We start from the raw sequence: 18,086 nt of genomic DNA, 5'->3' as shown, positions 1-18,086 counted from the left end.
GCTGGAGGCGTCGGAATAAAAGCCGCCGGCCAGCGTCCGGCGGCTTGTTAAAGGTTAGCTTTCGAGGTTTCTATTTTAAGCCGTCTTTGAAGAACTGCCCGAAGCGCGCAAAAGGTATTTTACCGGCGACGTTGTCGTAGAGGTCCACGTGGTTCGCGCCCGGCACAATAACCAGCTCCTTCTGCTTGCTGCCAACGGCTTTAAAAGCATCTTCCGCAAAGTAGCGCGAGTGGGCCTTTTCCCCCGTCACGATAAGCGTTGGGATGGTGATTTCACTGGCGTAGCTCAGCAGCGGCATATTCATAAACGATAAAGGCGTTGTCGCCGTCCATGCGCCGGTGGAATTAACCGAACGCTCGTGGAAACCGCGCGGCATCCGGTAGTAGTCAAAGAACTCTTTCAGCACCGGGTGAGGATCGGCGGGGAGGGTCTCCGGCAGAATACGCTCCGCAGCGCTGGCTTTGCCGTTCTGGTCGACGTAGATGTCGTGACCGGCATGGGCGAAGGTTCCGCTCTGCGCATCCTTCCAGCGCTGCTCGTTCAGGTACTGCAGGACGGCGCGGCGATCGGCCGTGGAATAACGATCTTTACCTTCGCCAACGCCGTGGCCCATCGCCCGGCTCATGTCGTACATCACGCTGGTGGCGACCGCCTTAACGCGGGTATCCATTGCCGCCGCGTTCAGCGCCATCCCGCCCCAGCCGCAGATGCCGAGGATGCCAATACGGTTGCGATCGACCTCTTTTTGTAAGCCGAGGAAATCAACCGCCGCGCTAAAGTCCTCGGTGTTGATATCCGGGGAGGCGACGTTGCGGGGGTGACCGCCGCTCTCGCCGGTGTAGGAGGGATCGAACGCCAGCGTCACAAATCCTTGCTCAGCCATCGTCTGCGCATACAGGCCGCTGGATTGTTCCTTCACCGCGCCAAAGGGCCCGCTGACCGCGATTGCCGCCAGCCGGCGATCTCCCCGCCGTTTGGGGATATAAATATCGCCCACCAGGGTGATGCCATACCGGTTCTGGAATGACACCTTACGGTGATCCACTTTACTGCTTTCGGCGAAGGTCTTATCCCATTTCTCGACCATCGAAACGGGCGCATTTGGATTGGTAGTATCAGCATAACTCATTGTCGTGACTCCACTTAATGATGCACATAGCAGCATCGCAGGTATAGCGGACGTCAGTTTTTTGGTGAAAGCATTCATCAAAAATTCCCCTGGAAAAAAGGATACAGGTACAGGTTTCATCCGGACAACGCTGCGGTGCTTTGTTTCATGGGGCTCATTATAGTTAGCAAAAATAGTGCTGATTAGAGGGGGTAAAATGCTAGGATTAATATCATATTGTTATAGAAAGGGCGGCGAAGCGGGCGATACGTAGCCCGACACCGCAGGAGGCACTGATGGCAAAACGGGAAAACTATAATGAGCTCTACCTGTTTATGCAGGTGGTGCGGGAGGGGAGCTTCACCGCAGCGGCCCAGCGGCTTGGGCTGGCGCAGTCGGGAATTAGCCGTTCCGTTCGCGAGCTCGAAGAAAGGCTGGGCGTCCAGCTTCTGGTGCGCACCACGCGCAGGCTATCCCTGACGCAGGCGGGCGAGCAGCTCTACCAGACGGCCGAGTCCGGATTTGACGCCTTAGATTCGGGGCTTGCCACGCTGGCGCACTATCGTCAGACCCCGTCCGGCACGGTGCGCATCAATGCCAGCCAGCACGCCATTGATAAATGCCTCCTGCCAAAGCTCGCGGTATTTAAGCAACGCTATCCCGATATCCGGCTGGAGCTGATGAGTGAAAGCCGGTTCGTCGATATTATTGCCGAAAGATTCGATGCGGGCGTCCGTTTGGGTCCGGAGGTGGGCAGCGGCATGATCGCGGTACGCATTACGCCGGATATGGAGATGGTCGTTGTCGCCACTCCCGAGCATTTTCGTCGCTACGGCTTTCCGCAAACTCCGGCCGAGCTGGCGGCGCACCCCTGTATTGCCTATCAGTTTGGCGACGGAAGCCTGTACCAGTGGGAGCTCAATCTGGACGATAAAAAGATCACCCACCGACCGCAGGGGCAGTGGGTCTTCTCTGACAGCTATATGGAGGCCGAGGCCGCCCGGCGAGGTCTGGGGCTGGCCTATGTTCCCGAAGAGCTGGTGGCCGATGATTTAGCGCGCGGCGTGCTTATCCGAGTGTTACAGCCCTACAGCCTGCGCATGGAGGGTTCATTCCTCTATTATCCCCATCGCAACGTGTCGCCGGCCCTGAGAATCGTCATTGATACACTGAAGATATGATGCAGGGCGATGGCATCACCGCCATTATGCGCAGCGTCAGCCTCGCTGAGGCCCGCCGCGATCGTTAATAATGCAGAGTATCAGGGGACCCGGAGCGAGCTGCGGGGCTAAAGCGGCAATAGCCGGAAGAGGCACAGATGAGGAAGACGATGGCATATCAGCAGGCGCTGCAGAGATTGTTGTTAGACGATGCCGTAAGGATGAAGGCGCTTTATGCCGTTCAAAGCTTAAGGCTCAACGACGGCTGGATCGGCGCCGGATTCGTGCGGGATGCGGTCTGGGATCGCCTGCATGGATACGGCCAGCGGCCCGTGGGCGGAGACGTTGACGTGGTGTGGTTTGACGCTGCGCGCTGCGCTGCCGATGGCGATCGCCTTCTGGAAGCCGCGCTTAATCAACTGAGCCCCGCGTTCGACTGGTCGGTGAAGAACCAGGCCAGAATGCATCACCATAGCGGCAATGCGCCGTACCGCTCGACGGAGGATGCTATCCGCTACTGGCCTGAAACGGCCACGGCTGTCGCCGTCAGAATAGGCGATACGGGCCTGATTGAGATAATTGCCCCCTACGGCCTGGCCGATTTATTCGAGCTCCGCCTAAGGCCGACGCCGCAGTTTGCGCTGCAAAGGTTGTCCGTGTTTAAACATCGGGTTGCCGCCAAAAGGTGGGTTGAGCGTTATCCCCTGCTGCAGCTTATTGTTCCCGGAGAGCCGGAGCAGGGCGAACGGGCGCTTTCCTGATGGGCGTCACTCTCTCGAACCGGGGATATTTTGCGCAATTAATAGGGCAATGGCTTACCACTGCTTCGCTACCCAGGCAGCAAAGTCGCGCATAGCGACAGTTTCGGGGCGCGACTGCAGCCGCGTGAGCCAGTATCCGCCGCAGTGAATCTCCGTTGGGAACGGCTGCACGATGCGCCCGGCGCTGAGCAAATGGCTAAACATGCTGGCTGGCGCAATCGCAATTCCGGCCCCGCACTGCGCCACCTCCAGCATCGCCAGCGAGGTGTCAAAAACCATCACCGGATGCGTCGGCGCCGGCGGGGCTTCACCGGCCTTCGTCATCCATGTTGCCCATTCGTCGCGGCGGTAGGAGCGCAGCAAGGTGTACTTAAGCACATCCGCCGGTTTGTAGAGCGTCTGGGCTATCGCCGGCGTGCAGAGCGCGGTGAGCGGCGCATCGCAAAGGAATATGGCCTCGGTATCGTGCCAGGCGCCGTTGCCGAAACGAAGGGTATAGTCCAGCCCTTCGGCGGCGGGATCGACCCGGTTGTTATGCGTCGACAGATGCAGGTCGATATGCGGGCAGCAGCGGCGAAAATCATCCAGCCTGGGCAGCAGGAACCCCACCGCAAACGTCCCGACGACACCTATTTTTAGTTTTTCTCGCCGTTGCCGGGCGCTAAAACGATCGAGCGTATCGGCGATGATGTCGAAAGAACCGTTCAGCACCGGCAGGAGGTTTTCGCCTTCTGTCGTCAGCATCAGCCCGCGCGATACCCGCACAAATAGCTGACAATTAAGGTGTTCCTCCAGTGATCTTACCTGCTGACTAATAGCAGAATGCGTGACGTTGAGCTCAACGGCTGCGCGAGTAAAGCTTAGGTGCCGGGCTGCGGCTTCGAAAGCGCGAAGGGCATTCAGTGGGAGATAGCTTCTGGTCATGGCCGTATGTGTTAGAAAAACTGCAGGCAGATGCTAAGTTTAATCGTTTGTCAGAGCGAGTCAAAGCCCACAGACTTAGCGCGTTTTCAGGGCCCTGATATCTCTCTCACTCTATGGAAGGTTTTACCCATGCAAAAAATGTTGAACGGCGTTCTGGCACTGGCCGCGCTTTCGCTCACCGCGGTAAGTTTCGCTGCATCGAAGACGCTCACCGAGCAGCAGATTTCTCGGGTGGTCAGCCAAACCATCGAGCCTCTGCTCAAAGAGCAGGCGATCCCTGGCATGGCGGTGGCGGTTATTTATCAGGGCCAGCGGTACTATTTCACCTGGGGTAAAGCGGACGTCGGCAGCGGCCGCCCGGTCACGACGGACACGCTGTTTGAACTTGGCTCAGTGAGCAAAACTTTCACCGGCGTACTGGGCGCAGACGCCGTGGCCCGCGGCGAAATCAAGCTCAGCGACAATGCCAGCCGCTACTGGCCGGAGCTTAACGGCAAGCGGTGGCAGGGGATAACGCTGCTGAATCTGGCAACCTATACCGCAGGCGGTCTGCCGCTACAGGTGCCGGATAACGTTACGGACAGGGCCTCGCTGCTCGATTTCTATCGGCGCTGGCAGCCGCAGTGGGCGCCGGGCAGCATGCGCGTCTATGCCAACAGCAGCATCGGTCTGTTCGGCATGCTGGCGGTGAAGCCTTCGGGGCTCGGTTTTGAAGACGCCATGAGCCAGCGGGTCCTGCGGCCGCTGAATCTCAACCATACCTGGATTAACATTCCGCCCGCGGAAGAGAAAAACTATGCCTGGGGCTACCGCAGCGGCCAGCCGGTGCACGTTTCACCCGGTATGCTGGATGCCGAATCCTACGGGGTGAAATCAACGATTACGGATATGGCCGCCTGGCTACAGGCTAATATGGCGCCCCGGGAGGCCGGCAGCCCCACGCTCAGAAAAGGCCTCGAGATGGCGCAGGCACGCTACTGGCGGATTGGCGATATGTATCAGGGGCTGGGCTGGGAGATGCTCAACTGGCCGGTCAATGGCGCGGTGATAGCGAAAGGCGGCGATAACGCGGTGGCGCTGGCCCCGCATCCGGCAGCGGCGATAGAACCGCCGGTCCCGGCGGTCGCCGCCTCATGGGTGCATAAAACCGGCTCCACCGGCGGATTCGGCGCCTATGTGGCGTTTATCCCGCAGCTGCAGGTGGGAATTGTTATGTTAGCGAATAAGAGCTACCCGAACCCGGCGCGTATCACCGCCGGATATACCATTTTGCAAGCTTTACAGTAAACCTATTTGCGCGCGCCGGTCGCTTAAACGACGGAGGTGTCGAAAGTGAAAGCCCTGCAGCAGTGCGCTATGTTGTTGGTTAAAATAGCCAGGCCGCAGGGCGATATCAGCTCAGTTCCATGTGACGACAGGGCCTTCGCCGGATACTGGCGGGAGAGTTTTGCCATAACCGACAGCACATAGCGTTTACCAAATGTGGGATAACACGCCACTCTCAGCACGTCAGTTACTTCGCCCTTCATTGACGCCAGTTCCTGCTGCGTGTCCTCCAGTGAATCGAGGATCTGTCTGGCGCGAATCAGCAGCATTTCCCCTGCATCGGTCAGGGTTAAATGCCGCGTAGACCGCAAAAAAAGCGGGGTATCCAGGTACGCTTCCAGCGCATCAATCTGCCGTCCTATCGAGGAGGGAGTGCGCCCGAGATGGCGACCAGCACCCGAAAAACTGCTCTCACGGGCGACATCGACAAAGACTCCAGAGAATTCGGCAAATTTCTCTGATTGCATCTGTGCATTTCTTGCATAGCTGTTGTGGGTAGAAGTCATCTTATCAGTGATGTGCGCTGAACTTAATATCCCCTCAAGGGAACTGCAGACGCAATCAAAACCAGAAAAACCCGTTTGGGGATAAAGCACAATCGTAGCAGTACACCTGGCATCGTTTTTCTTTAATGTACCTGCATGTTATGGCGAACAGGATAAACAACGGTAGGGCTAATATTTAACGGCGTATGTTAATGTTGATGATACTCATCTATTTAAATGAAATCGCTAAAGTGCAGAATTTAGCCAGTGGCCGGAAATTATAATCGTTCGGTTTGCATCAGTAAAATATCCCTCAGGACTATTCTATATATGCCAGTAATGTTCATGGAATTGTCTGGCGGATTCCTTTTCGTCAAGGTATTCAAACCCGAGCAGGCGAATTTTTTCATGGCTGTAAAACCATTGGTTCCCGTGCCGTTCAATGATCTCCCCTGGCGTGAAGCACTGTCCTGATGCGACCCGCACAATCGCATATTTATCATTGCTAAATCTGACTCTGTGAATACAGAAAGGTTGATTTATTTCGCCGGAAAGACGGCAGCCAATAATATCTCCTTCAATAAGAACAACTTTACTGGTGTTCATAAGCATAACCTTCATTACAGAGTAAAACAGGTAGGTCGCCATTTTCCCGTTTGTGTATCTTTCAAATGCGAAATTGCCGATCAGCCTCCAATACACCAGCATTCTGACGGTCTGAATAATAGCCCGCAGGCGGGGCACTCCAGAACCGCATTTTTCCGTAATTTACCTGCTTTCTGATCGGCCCGGTGGGCACATACCGGGCAAGCCACGTGAACGGGTCTCTCTTTAAAATGCCTGAGTCCATTTGTATAAGACATAAATTGATACTCTATGGAATGTAATATTCATTATACGCCTTTAAGCAAGATTATTTAGATAATGTTATGTGGATTTATTACTAAATCAGCAAGTCAGACCCGCAGACCACCTGGGTGATTTGTGATATAATACCCTTCCGTGAGAAATTTATAATGAAATCAGAAGACATCCTCGACTGGTACCCGGCGCAATTGCCGCCAGTGAAAATTATCCTTGGTGAAGCCGTGCTGGCCGTCGGCAAACAGGGCCGCCCCATTAACACCCGGACGTTGCTTGAGTACCTGCAGGTGATGCAGGACAAACAAAAAAGAAGGGATGACAAAACCGCGATGAAGACCGCAATTGATGTTCTCCGGGACAATCAGCGCACTAACGGCAGACGTTAATGCGCACGCTAAGCCAGCGTCAGTTCTGAATGATATCAATGGTATGGAATTGTCCGTCATCCATCAGCGGAATGCTGTCATCGGGGAGGATGATGCCATCCAGAGTGGCCTGGTATTTCCCGACGCCACGTGAAACGCTAATGTGATACTGACTGTCGCCGTACTGATATGTCATGGAAAACGACGGCCAGTTGTCCGGCAACAGAGAATGAACGGTAAGGGAAGTACCGCAACGTTTTATCCCCAGCAGCTCCTCTGTCAACAAACGGTATGCCCAGCCTGCGGAACCGGTATACCAGCTCCATCCGGCACGACCCGTATGCGGCGCGACGCTGTACACATCAGCGCTCATGACGTAGGGCTCCGCTTTATATCTTTCCACTTCACCGGCATCCAGCGTGTGGTTTATCGGGTTGATCATTGACCACAGCTGCCACGCGCGTTCTGCATTCCCCATCCGGGCAAACGCCATCACCGCCCAGATGGCGCCATGAGTATACTGCCCCCCGTTTTCCCGCACTCCTGGCAGATAGCCCTGGATATATCCCGGATTCGGCCCGTGCCCATCGAAAGGTGGCGTTAACAGTTTGATTAGCCCGGCCTCGTTATCCACCAGATGCTTATCCAGCGCCTGCATCGCCATGACGCTACGCGCCTGGCTGGCGACCCCGGACAGTACCGACCAGCTTTGCGCAATCGCATCAATTCGACAGTCCTGGGACGCTTTTGAGCCCAGGGGAGTACCATCGTCAAAATATCCTCGCCGGTACCATTCACCGTCCCATGCCGAGGTTTCGAGATTTTTTTGCAGGCGCAGCGCCTCTGAACGACACATTGAAGCGACGCTGGCATCCTGTCGCCGATCGGCAAGCGAAGCGAAGCGTTGTAAAATATCGTACAGGAAGAAGCCCAGCCAGACGCTTTCACCTTTCCCCTCAATGCCAACCTGGTTCATCCCGTCATTCCAGTCGCCGGCCCCCATCAGCGGGAGACCGTGCTGCCCGAAGCGTAATCCATGCTGAATAGCTTTGACGCAGTGTAACCATAGCGTCTCTTCGCTGCTGCTGATGACCGGCGTGTCGTAGACGGATTCTTCACCCGGATGGAGCGGACGACCTTGCAGATAAGGAATATTCAATTCCAGTATTTCTGTGTCCCCGATCGTTTCGACATAGTGACAGACTGCGAGCGGGAGCCAGAGATAGTCATCCGAACAGCGTGTACGCACGCCGTTACCGTGAGGAGGGTGCCACCAGTGTTGCACGTCTCCCTCAACAAACTGTCGTGTTGCGCACAGCACTATCTGTTCGCGCATCCTTTCCGGGGCGGCGTGACTGAGCGCCAGCGTATCCTGCAGCTGATCGCGAAAACCAAATGCGCCGCCGGACTGATAGTAACCGCTACGCGCCATAAGGCGACTGGCCATCGTCTGATACAGCAGCCACCCGTTGACCAGTAAGTTCACGGAGGTATCCGGGGTATTGACCACCATTTTATCGAGTACGTGATGCCAATAGCGGTGAACGTTGTTCAGCTCCTGGCGGACGGTATCCTCATTCAGATAGCGGGCCAGGGTCTCCTGAGCCCGGCTATGATTTTCATCCACGCCAAGGACAAAAATAAACGTTCTCTGGTCGCCATCAATTAGCGTGGCCGCGGATTGTACTGCTGCGCAGGGATCCAGCGCGGCCCCCGTTTTCCCCGAGAGCCTGCGCAGCTTCATGGCGTCCGGATTTTGCAATGAACCGTTTCGGCCAATAAACTCGCGGCGGTCGCCCGTCAGCGAGCAGTAGGAGCCGCTGACGGCAAAAAATGCCGTGCGCTCGCCGCCGTTAGCGCCGTAAAAGTTGTTGGCCATCACCCCGCAACCGCCAGCAATGTTGACTGGATACGTAACGATATGGGAGGCCGAACGGGTTCGTAAATCCCCAAGCGTCCACTCCGCATAGCCGGTGACGGACAGTTTACGCGTTCGTCCCGAATTATTACTGAGCGTCAGGATCGCCAGTTTAACCGGCGCCCGTTCGGCGACCAGTATCGTCAACTCACTGTCTATCCCGCTCTCCCGGTGGGCAAACACGCTGTAGCCAAAACCATGACGGGTCAGATAGTCGCCGTGGCCGCGCACCGGCAGTATCGTCGGCGACCAGCACGCACCGCTCTCTTCATCACGCAGATAGAAGGCTTCACCACTGCGGTCGCTTACCGGATCGTTTTCCCAGGGCGTTAAGCGGTATTCATGGGCATTTTCATACCAGCTGTAGGCCTGTCCCGCCTCTGAAATAACGCTGCCAAAATCGGCGTTTGCCAGCACATTTGACCACGGGGCTGGCGTCGGCTCGTTTTCCCTGAGGACAATCTGATACTCCCGACCATCCTGAGAAAAGCCGCCGAGCCCATTGAAATGGCGCAGCTGATGGGTATCAGGCGTCCAGTCGGTATGTCGATTGCCCTCTGCTGCAGGGTGCGGAATTAGCAACCTGGGCTGGGGTTTTAGGGTATGAATGCGCTGGTTAAGCTGTTCACTTAGCCCGCCGGCTCGATCATCAAGATACAGGCAGGCGACGCTCATCAGAAGCTGCTTATCCTCGGCGGAGAGATGTTCGCCATTACGGACAAAAATCCCGCCTGATTTATCCAGCAGGCTGGCTCCTGACCTGGCGTAAATCAAATCCATAATCTGGTTTTGCAGCGCCTGCTGGTAGCCGCCGGGGCTCTCATTGAGGATCACCAAATCGACCTCCAGCCCTTTCTGGCGCCAGTATCGGTGCGCCTGAATAAGTGTTGTTACCGAGGCGATACCTTCTTCGCTGGTGATACTGAACAGCACTATCGGCAGATCGCCTGAAATCGCCCAGCCCCACAGGCCGGACTGACCTCGCCGGTTACGGCTGATAATCTGGCCGTCGGCGCGCAGCTCGTGACAGGGGTAAAGCACCGCGCTGGCGAGACGGTTAAACAGCGTGGCATCATCTTCACTGGCGTTCATCTGGCGTAACACCACCAGACTGTGGGACCAGGCCAGTTCAAAGATGCGGTCAGCGATGGGGTGATCTCTGTATTTTTCAAGCAACGCCAGGCTGTGCTGGCGGCTTTCGCTGATACCGTAAACGATATCGATAGTGACGGGCTGTCCCGGCAGTAGCGTGATAGCGTGGCGAATCGCCAGTATCGGATCAAGAACGGCCCCCGAGGTATTGCTGAGCGGTCCTTTTTTTACGCTTGTCAGCGCATTTGAAGGGGTTCTGCCGCGGCCAATAAATGCTGCCCTGTCGGTTTCAAACGAGATGCTCTTACTGTTATTGCCATGCACGACCACCATGTGAAACATGCACGGGTTCTGTTCGTCCAGCGAACGCGGGCGGCGATGGCACAGGATCGCGTCACGAGCGGGGTTAATCTCGGTCTGGATGAATAAATTGCTGAATGCCGGATGGGCCCGATCGCTGGCGTCGGGCGCCAGCACCACTTCGGAATAGGTTGTCAGTTCAAGGTCGCGCGGCATTCGCCCCCTGTGTACCAGCGTGAGCCGCCGTAGTTCAATATCATCTTCCGGGGAGACCACAATCTGGGTTCTGACACTCAGCGATCCGAAAGTACGCCTGTATTCAGCACCGGCATCGGTAAAGATCGCCTCGTCGCCGTTATCGGCGTCTTTACCGGTGGGATGCCAGGTATTGCTCCAGACTTCGCCCGTTTGTGAATCGCGGATATAGCAGAATGCTCCCCAGTTATCCCGGGTCGTATCGCTGCGCCAGCGCGTGAGGGCAATATTGTTCCAGCGGCTATAGCCACCGCCACCGGGGGTCAACATCAGATGGTAATGGCTGTTGGACAACAGCTGAACTTCAGGCACCGGCGTATCTGCTCCGGTGAAAATACGCGGTTCGTAGCGAACGGGTTTGACCCTTCCTTCATGGGATTCGAAATGACGGCGCGGGCTGTAGAGATCGACCGCATCCGGCACGCGCTCCTGTAACAGCAGGCTCGCCGAGCGGAAGACGGTACTGGACATGAATCGCTCCGTCATCGGGGCGTTAAGCAGCACGTGAGCCAGCGCCTGAAATGCCATCCCCTGATGGTGCGCCATCCAGGACTGCACGACGGCATACAGCTGCCCGGTTGCGAGGCGGGATGGGGTATAGTCCAGCGCTTCATAAAAACCGTATTCGCCGCGCGCGCCGTTTTTTTCCAGGCTGAGCAGATTCTCGCAGGCTTTCTGCGGAGAGATCGTTAGCGCCAGCAGTGTCGCATACGGGGCGATGACCATATCGTCAGCAAGTCCTCGCCGCAGACCGAGGCCCGGTACGCCAAATGCCTGATACTGATAATTGTGCTGAACATCAAAAGCATGATAACCGGACTCCGATACCCCCCACGGCACCCCACGCTCTTTGCCCCAGCGTATCTGACGCTTAACCGCGGACTGGCTCATTTCATCGAGAAGGCTACCGGGCCAGGTGGGCATCACCAGGTTCGGCATCAGGTATTCAAACATCGAACCGCTCCACGACATCAGCGCGGTTTCATGGTCAATGGTGGTGAACAACCGTCCCAGGGCATACCAGCTTTTTAACGGCAGCTGGTTAGTCGCGATGGCGAGAAAACTGGTCAGACGGATTTCAGACGGCAGAAGATCGTAATGGCTTTTATCGGGTGTGTTCGTATCACAGTTGTAGCCGACGCTGAGCAGGCTGGTCGCCTCGCTGTACAAAAAAGCAAAATCCATTCTCGCATGATCGTTCAGCCGCTGTTCAAGTTCAGTGATAATCTTCAGCCGCATGCGGGCCAGCGCCGTAGCCGATGCCGGAGGCGTTCCTTCGCCGCAATAGCTCGCGCCGGCAAGCCAGCTCAATGTCGGCAGCATCTGTTCGCTATACGTCTGAGGTATCCAGCCAAGCAAATGCGACCATTCATGGCAAAGCTGCACCAGCTGATGCTCAAGGTGTCCTGTCCAGCGCACCACAAGGCTGCTCTCCTGAGCGCACTGCGTCGTCAGATGGTTACACTGGGCGCGCATTTTTTTAAGTTCGCTGAACAGCTGCGCCGGAGGCAGCGACGCTGCGTTCAGGCAGTGCTTGCGCAGCAGTCGCAGACCGGTTGGCGCGTTCTGACCCCAGTGTTTTTCCAGAATGATTATCGTATCGTTCAGCCCGGCCAGGATCTGCTCGCTGTTCAAAACCGGCTGATGACGCATGGCGGACAGGCCTTCGCGCAATGTCAGTAAATGGCCGGCCATATTGCCGCTGTCAACGCTCGAAACATAGCGTGGGCTGAGGGGCGCAAGCGTGCGGGTGTCATACCAGTTAAAGAGATGGCCCCGGAAGTGTTCCATTTTATCCATTGAGTCGAGAGTCATCGTCACGCGCTGTAAAACCTCTCCCCCGGGCAGGTAGCCAAAATCCCAGGCGGTCAGGTTGGCCATCAGGGAAAGTCCGATATTGGTGGGGGAGGTGCGATGTGCGATGGTTGGCTGCGGTATTTCCTGGTAATTATCCGGTGGAAGCCAGTTCTCTTTTGCCGTGGCAAAGGTTTCAAAGAAGGCCCAGATTTCGCGACTCGTCTGACGCAGCAGCTGCTTCTGTTCCTGGTTCAGCGAAACCGCCTTACGTTCAGGCTGGCGGCTTAGCCAGCTCAGCAGCAGGGGGGCAAGACACCATAGAACGCCGACGGGCAGAGCGATAGTCAGAAGCCGTGGGGAAAAATGAAAAGTCATCATCGTCAATGCCGCCCCGGCGACAACATTCAGCCACATCGCCCGATAAAAACGAATCACCGAAACGCCGGGCTGATGGCCGTCGGGGCTGTGGCTGGTCCACTGGATGAGATTGCGCTGACTGACGCCAAGGCGCCAGAGCGTCACGGCAATGGCGTACAATGAGTATCCGGCCTCATGCGGCAGTATCGCAAAATTGAGCCCGATACGGGAAAACCGTTTCAGCGCCCCGGCCGCGACGAGTGGAATATGCAGCCGCAAAGGGCGACGAAGAGGTTTATGCAGAAGGTCGTGGCTGATGCTCAGCGCTGAAGGCAATAACCACACCAGCGCCAGCGCGCCAAGCCAATAAAGCGGGTTGGGGACCAGCAGCAGGGAGCAAAAAAGAAGCGCCAGCAAAGACGGGCTGACCAGGCTGCGGCGTAAATTGTCGAATAACTTCCAGCAGGAAAGCGCCGATAGCGGGTTTTTATCCCGGGTTCCATCCGCTTTTCTGACGTACGGGCTGAGCCAGTTAAGCAGCTGCCAGTCGCCACGGATCCAGCGCGTGCGGCGGGCAACGTCTGACAGATAGTTGTTTGGGTACTGCTCGTAGAGTAAAACTTCACTGAGTAGCCCGGAGCGAGCGTAGCACCCTTCGAGTAAATCATGGCTGAGGACCAGATTTTCCGGGCAGGCGTTGGCGGTGGCCAGGACAAAGATATCGACGTCATAAATGCCCTTACCAACGAACGATCCTTCGCCGAAGAGATCCTGATAGATATCTGAAGACATCATCGAATAGGGATTATTACCCGGCACGCTGCTGCGCATGGCGGCATAGCGTCCCTGTCCGTTGCGCGGCATTTCCTCCGCCAGCCCGGGCTGTAAAATGCCGTACCCTTTGACGACCCTCTGCCGTAGCGGATCATACTCTGGCAGGTTGAGCGGATGCGCCATTGTCGCGACCAGCTTATGCGCCGTGTCGCGCGGTAACACCGTATCGCTGTCCAGGGTGATGACATATTTAATATGACCCGGCAACAGATGCGTTGGCGCATCTGCGACGCTGGAAAATTGCGCCGCGGGATGGCGCAACCAGTTGTTCAGCAACGCCAGCTTTCCCCGTTTGCGTTCATAACCCATCCATTTTTCCTGCGTGGGGGCCCATTCTGGCTGTCGGTGCAGAAGATAAAAGCGTGGGCGGCTGGCTGGATAGCGGCGGTTAAGATCCTCTGTTTCCGCGATGGCCTGTCTGAGCAGCCCGCTGTTTTCTGGCGGTTTTTCAACGGCGGAATCGGCAAAATCGGTAAGAAGGGCGAAGCGGAGGTTTTCGTTCTGATTACCCAGCCAGCACACTTCCAGGCTGGTGAGGAGCTTGCTGATGCTTTCGTGACTTGTCAGCATACAAGGGACCACTACCAGGGTCGCGCAATCCGCCGGAATTCCAGCGGAAAAATCCATTCGCGGCAGCGGTCGGGGTATTCGAAAGCGGGTGGTTGCTTCGCTTAACAAATCGTTCATTAACTGACTGACCGCCAAAATAAGCGGCAACGCCAAAAGTATCAGCATCCAGCCCATTCCCTGCTGCGCGGTTTCGTGCAAAATTCCGGCCGTCACCGCTGTCGTCAGCAGGCTCAGGCTGCCAAGCCATGACAACAAGGGGATTTTGTTGAAACTATGCCGCAGGCGTATCAGCCCTGAGGTATCGGCGGAAAGCTGCACTTCCAGCAGCTCGCGGCCTCCACCGGCGAGATAATAACCAATATGATGCCCCGGCGTGCCGGGCGCATTTTCCACAGAAAGCGCCAGTACCCGGCTGGCTACCTCTGACTCGCTAAAGCGACTGTCTCTGGCCAGGATCTCGATGACGTGGCGGTAATGATCCCGGGTATCAAAGTGCATACGGGAATAGGTGCCGGCAGGATCGAGACGCAATGTCTGTTCTACGACGCTGATTGCCTCGGCGAAATCAGCCCAGTTCGTTTCGCTCAGCAAACGCAAGCCCGCGATGCTGTTGCTGACGGAAAGCTGGCTGGCCGCAAGCTGTTGATTGAAGCGGTGAATGAGAACCTCGGTTGTCACGCCCTGTTCAGCAAGACGCTGGTCCACCCAGGTCAGCGGCAGTGCCAGCGCATTGCCGCGCCCCTGCAGGCGGCGTACCAGTTCTGCGACAAACGCACTGCTCAGCGGCGGCCGCGCGCGCGCCATGTCGGCGACCACCATGATTAAGTCTGCCGGAGTATTCTCGGCACATTCGAAAATCCGCGTAATCCATGTATCTGCCAGACTGCGTTCTTGTTGGGCTTTTACTACTTCCATACTGACGCGACGTAGATTTTCGATTAGAGACAGACGCAGCATGCCCGGTAGCGCCCAGACCTCGCCTAACGTCAGCGGCGTCACCTGCTGATAGGCCGCAATATAGCTGGTCAGGCTGGCCACGTCCCAGCGCCCGTCACCGTGAGCAATAGCTTCAGATGCGATATCGTAAATACGCGGGCAGTGGTGAGGCGATGCCAGGGACGGGAGGCCTTTGCCAAAGCTTTTTGGCAGGTGCTGGCGGACAATGCGGATTTGTTCCTCAATCAGGTAGTAATTATCAAGCAGCCACTCACCCGCGGGCATGATGCTCGATTTTTTCCCGGCATTGAGCGCATAACAGTTTTGCGTGATCGCAGCCTCATTATCTCCCAGACGTTTAAGAAGATAGTAAGGCAGCTTATCCGGTGACAACTTATGAGTGTGCGCCAGTTTCTGGCCGTAACGTTCCATCTGAGGCGTCGAAAACAGCTCTGAGCGCAAGCTATTTTCGCTTGTTGAGTCGTTGGCAGGAAACGGCACCAGTTCAGGAGATTTCGTAGACATACGGGAGCGGCTAAACCATGCTCGGGGATTCATTTTCATAGCGTTGCTCTGATGCGACATTAACGCGCAGGAGCAGTTGCGAAATCAGTTCAGAAACGTTCTCTCAGGATGGGCGTAAGGCATCAGGGATTTAACAGCTGCCGGTCTTTATTTCAGTATAGAACACCGGTTTGTACGTGAGCCGGCGTAAGGGGTTAGCGTGGCGAGACAAAAAGGGCCTTACATCCCGGGCATAGCATTGCCTGCTTTAATCGGATCTTTGATGCAGACTGGGGGGATTTTAAGCCGCAGATGGGGCAGGTGGCGGTGGACGTTCCACCGATGAGCTTCATTGCGTAATCGAGAAATGACATGATGATTAACCTTTCAATGAATGTGTTTCAGTCTATCACGTCTGGGTAAAAATTAACCTATTTAAAAAACCTCCCATTTATATTTGATGCTTCTCTCTTTCATCTAAGGCCACGGTCGTATGTTCACCTATGCCACAAAACTGCCCGTGACCCTCCTTTAATTTTCACGAGTGAAGGGCGGGTCGTCGTGCACTTCCCGAGAGCAAAGGCTATGATGCCACCAGCAAAAAATGACCAGCATCAGCGCTATTCCAACGGAGAACGGGCCAGGTGCGGCCGAGGTCCCGGCGATCCCCGGGACGATTGCGTATCCGTTTTCACCGAGAGGACCCTATGCTAAAAGTCATTGCCGAAGATTTTATCAAGCCCGAATGCGTTGCAGCCGTTCTGCCGTTATACCGGGAGCTGGTCGCGGCAACCAGGCTGGAGCCGCTGTGCATCGCCTATGATCTCTATATTGATGAAAAGGATCCCGGACATTTCATTTTTATCGAGGAGTGGCCGGACCATGCGGCCCTCGACGCCCACTGTGCCAGCGAACATTTCAGACGGCTGGTCCCGTTGATCGACCGGCACAAGCGGGAAGATGCCCGATATATCCTGATGAACGGTCAGGTGAACCCGGCGGGCGAGTAAGGCCGGCGTCGCCATTCACCGGTCCTGTGATTGCTCAGGCGGCCCGCAGTGGCGTTGGTACTAGCCTTCCCGGCGACGGATGGCCTGAGGCGGCTTTAGGCGCAGCGGCATGGCGAAACGGGAAGAAGCGCAGCGGCAAGGGGGGAATAGCGCTCCGGCAGTGGTGGGGAAATCAGCCAGAAAATAGCATTAACTGGCTGATTTTTTTAGGGTTAGCTGGTGGTGGTGCCCTGCTTGTGGAACAGCTCGCGGAACACCGGGTAGATATCTTCCTGGTCGCGTATATGCTGCATGGCGAAGTTTTCAAAGGTCGTCTGCAGATGTTCATATTCACGCCATAGCGTCTGGTGGGCGCGGCGGGTTATCTCAATGTAGCTGTAGTAGCGCACCACCGGCAGGATGTTCTTCGCCAGCAGCTCGTGACACAGCGGCGAGTCGTCCGCCCAGTTATCGCCGTCCGACGCCTGCGCGGCGTAGATATTCCACTGCGCCGGGTCGTAGCGCGCTTTAACCACTTCATCCATCAGCTTCAGCGCGCTGGAGACGATAGTGCCGCCGGTTTCCTGCGAATAGAAAAACTCGTGCTCATCCACCTCTTTTGCCTGGGTATGGTGGCGGATATAGACCACCTCGACGTTTTTATAGGTCCGGCTGAGGAACAGATACAGCAGGATGTAAAAACGTTTGGCCATATCTTTGGTGACCTGATCCATGGAGCCGGAAACGTCCATCAGGCAGAACATCACCGCCTGGCTGGAGGGTTCGGGCCGTTTTTCGTAATTCTTGTAGCGCAGATCGAAGGTATCGATAAACGGCACGCGGTCAATCTTCGCCCGCAGCTCGGCTATCTCCTGGCGCAGCCGCTCCTCTTCCAGCAGCTGCGCGGGCTCGCTTTTGCTAATGACGTCCAGATCCGCTTCCAGCGCGCGCAGTTCGCGGCGCTTGCCGGCGGTCATGGCGGTACGTCGCGCCAGCGAGTTTTGCAGCGAACGCACCACGCTGATGTTCGCCGGGACGCCGTTAGCGGTAAAGCCCGCCCGATGCGTCTTGAACTCGGTAAGCTGCCGCTGCTGGTTTTTCTTCAGATTCGGCAGGGCGAGATCCTCAAACAGCAGGTCGAGATACTCGTCTTTGGATATCTGAAAGACAAAGCCATCTTCGCCTTCGCCGTCGGCGCTGGCTTGCCCCTGGCCGCTACCGCCGCCGCCTCCGCCGCCCTGCGGGCGTTCAATACGGTCGTTTTGCACAAAATGGTCGTTGCCGGGATGCACGCGATTGCGCAGGCCGCCGCGACCCTGATGAAACATCGGTTCGTTGATATCATCCGTCGGAATAGAGACGGATTCCCCGCTCTCAATATCGGTCACCGAGCGCTTGTTGATAGCCTCGGAGATCGACTGTTTTATCTGCGCCTTGTAGCGACGCAAAAAGCGCTGGCGATTCACCGCGCTTTTATTCTTTCCGTTCAGGCGCCGGTCTATAAACCAGGTCATATGCCCCCCGTACTGCATTTGCCAACC

At 56.3% G+C, this 18,086-nt stretch carries 13 protein-coding genes; 5 read left to right on the top strand and 8 right to left on the bottom strand.

Annotated elements, in window-relative coordinates; genetic code table 11:
- Window positions 1-70 precede the first annotated feature (70 nt).
- Window positions 71-1,207, bottom strand: a complete 1,137-nt coding sequence (locus MMW58_RS17055; protein WP_241721697.1) for an alpha/beta hydrolase — start codon at window positions 1,205-1,207, stop codon at window positions 71-73.
- A gap of 197 nt (window positions 1,208-1,404) precedes the next feature.
- Between MMW58_RS17055 and MMW58_RS17050 the strand changes: the two genes are divergently transcribed.
- Window positions 1,405-2,289, top strand: a complete 885-nt coding sequence (locus MMW58_RS17050) for a LysR family transcriptional regulator (RefSeq protein ID WP_045854978.1) — start codon at window positions 1,405-1,407, stop codon at window positions 2,287-2,289.
- Window positions 2,290-2,438: 149 nt separating this feature from the next.
- Window positions 2,439-3,029, top strand: coding sequence for a nucleotidyltransferase family protein (locus MMW58_RS17045; RefSeq protein WP_241721696.1), 591 nt, complete (start codon window positions 2,439-2,441; stop codon window positions 3,027-3,029).
- A gap of 54 nt (window positions 3,030-3,083) precedes the next feature.
- On the opposite strand, the gene ampR is transcribed toward MMW58_RS17045, so the two are convergent.
- On the bottom strand, window positions 3,084-3,953 hold the full coding sequence (gene ampR / locus MMW58_RS17040) for a LysR family transcriptional regulator AmpR (RefSeq protein WP_241721695.1): 870 nt from the start codon (window positions 3,951-3,953) through the stop codon (window positions 3,084-3,086).
- Between the two features lie 129 nt (window positions 3,954-4,082).
- On the opposite strand from ampR, the gene ampC reads away from it, so the two are divergent.
- Window positions 4,083-5,240 carry a class C beta-lactamase gene (ampC, locus tag MMW58_RS17035; protein ID WP_305853195.1) on the top strand — a complete coding sequence of 386 codons (1,158 nt, stop codon included), beginning with the start codon at window positions 4,083-4,085 and terminating at the stop codon, window positions 5,238-5,240.
- Between the two features lie 23 nt (window positions 5,241-5,263).
- On the opposite strand, the gene MMW58_RS17030 is transcribed toward ampC, so the two are convergent.
- The 3 genes from MMW58_RS17030 to MMW58_RS30345 all read right to left on the bottom strand — a co-directional run bounded on the left by MMW58_RS17030 (window position 5,264) and on the right by MMW58_RS30345 (window position 6,627).
- On the bottom strand, window positions 5,264-5,746 hold the full coding sequence (locus MMW58_RS17030; RefSeq protein WP_241721694.1) for a LysR family transcriptional regulator: 483 nt from the start codon (window positions 5,744-5,746) through the stop codon (window positions 5,264-5,266).
- Between the two features lie 342 nt (window positions 5,747-6,088).
- On the bottom strand, window positions 6,089-6,370 hold the full coding sequence (locus MMW58_RS17025) for a hypothetical protein (protein ID WP_241721693.1): 282 nt from the start codon (window positions 6,368-6,370) through the stop codon (window positions 6,089-6,091).
- 80 nt (window positions 6,371-6,450) lie between these two features.
- Complete coding sequence (locus tag MMW58_RS30345; protein WP_218029264.1) at window positions 6,451-6,627, bottom strand: YnfU family zinc-binding protein; 177 nt, start codon at window positions 6,625-6,627, stop codon at window positions 6,451-6,453.
- A gap of 153 nt (window positions 6,628-6,780) precedes the next feature.
- Here MMW58_RS30345 and MMW58_RS17020 point away from each other — a divergent pair, with 153 nt between their 5' ends.
- Window positions 6,781-7,014: a hypothetical protein gene (locus MMW58_RS17020; protein WP_095096819.1), complete on the top strand. Its 234-nt coding sequence runs from the start codon at window positions 6,781-6,783 to the stop codon at window positions 7,012-7,014.
- A 19-nt stretch (window positions 7,015-7,033) separates the two neighbouring features.
- Here MMW58_RS17020 and MMW58_RS17015 read toward each other — a convergent pair whose 3' ends face one another.
- Both MMW58_RS17015 and MMW58_RS17010 read right to left on the bottom strand, forming a co-directional pair.
- The gene (locus MMW58_RS17015) at window positions 7,034-15,616 is read right to left on the bottom strand and encodes a glycoside hydrolase family 94 protein (RefSeq protein WP_241721692.1); all 8,583 of its coding nucleotides are present in this window, start codon (window positions 15,614-15,616) and stop codon (window positions 7,034-7,036) included.
- 155 nt (window positions 15,617-15,771) lie between these two features.
- The gene (locus MMW58_RS17010; RefSeq protein ID WP_241723742.1) at window positions 15,772-15,909 is read right to left on the bottom strand and encodes a YnfU family zinc-binding protein; all 138 of its coding nucleotides are present in this window, start codon (window positions 15,907-15,909) and stop codon (window positions 15,772-15,774) included.
- Between the two features lie 354 nt (window positions 15,910-16,263).
- On the opposite strand from MMW58_RS17010, the gene MMW58_RS17005 reads away from it, so the two are divergent.
- Window positions 16,264-16,566, top strand: a complete 303-nt coding sequence (locus MMW58_RS17005) for a putative quinol monooxygenase (protein ID WP_241721691.1) — start codon at window positions 16,264-16,266, stop codon at window positions 16,564-16,566.
- A gap of 212 nt (window positions 16,567-16,778) precedes the next feature.
- Here the strand turns inward: MMW58_RS17005 and MMW58_RS17000 are convergent, their stop codons facing one another.
- Complete coding sequence (locus MMW58_RS17000) at window positions 16,779-18,059, bottom strand: YeaH/YhbH family protein (protein WP_241721690.1); 1,281 nt, start codon at window positions 18,057-18,059, stop codon at window positions 16,779-16,781.
- Between the last annotated feature and the right edge of the window lie 27 nt (window positions 18,060-18,086).

Source organism: Klebsiella sp. HC6 (assembly GCF_022605325.1).
GTDB classification, from domain to species: Bacteria; Pseudomonadota; Gammaproteobacteria; order Enterobacterales; family Enterobacteriaceae; genus Klebsiella; species Klebsiella terrigena.
This window is presented reverse-complemented; position numbering and strand designations above follow the sequence as displayed.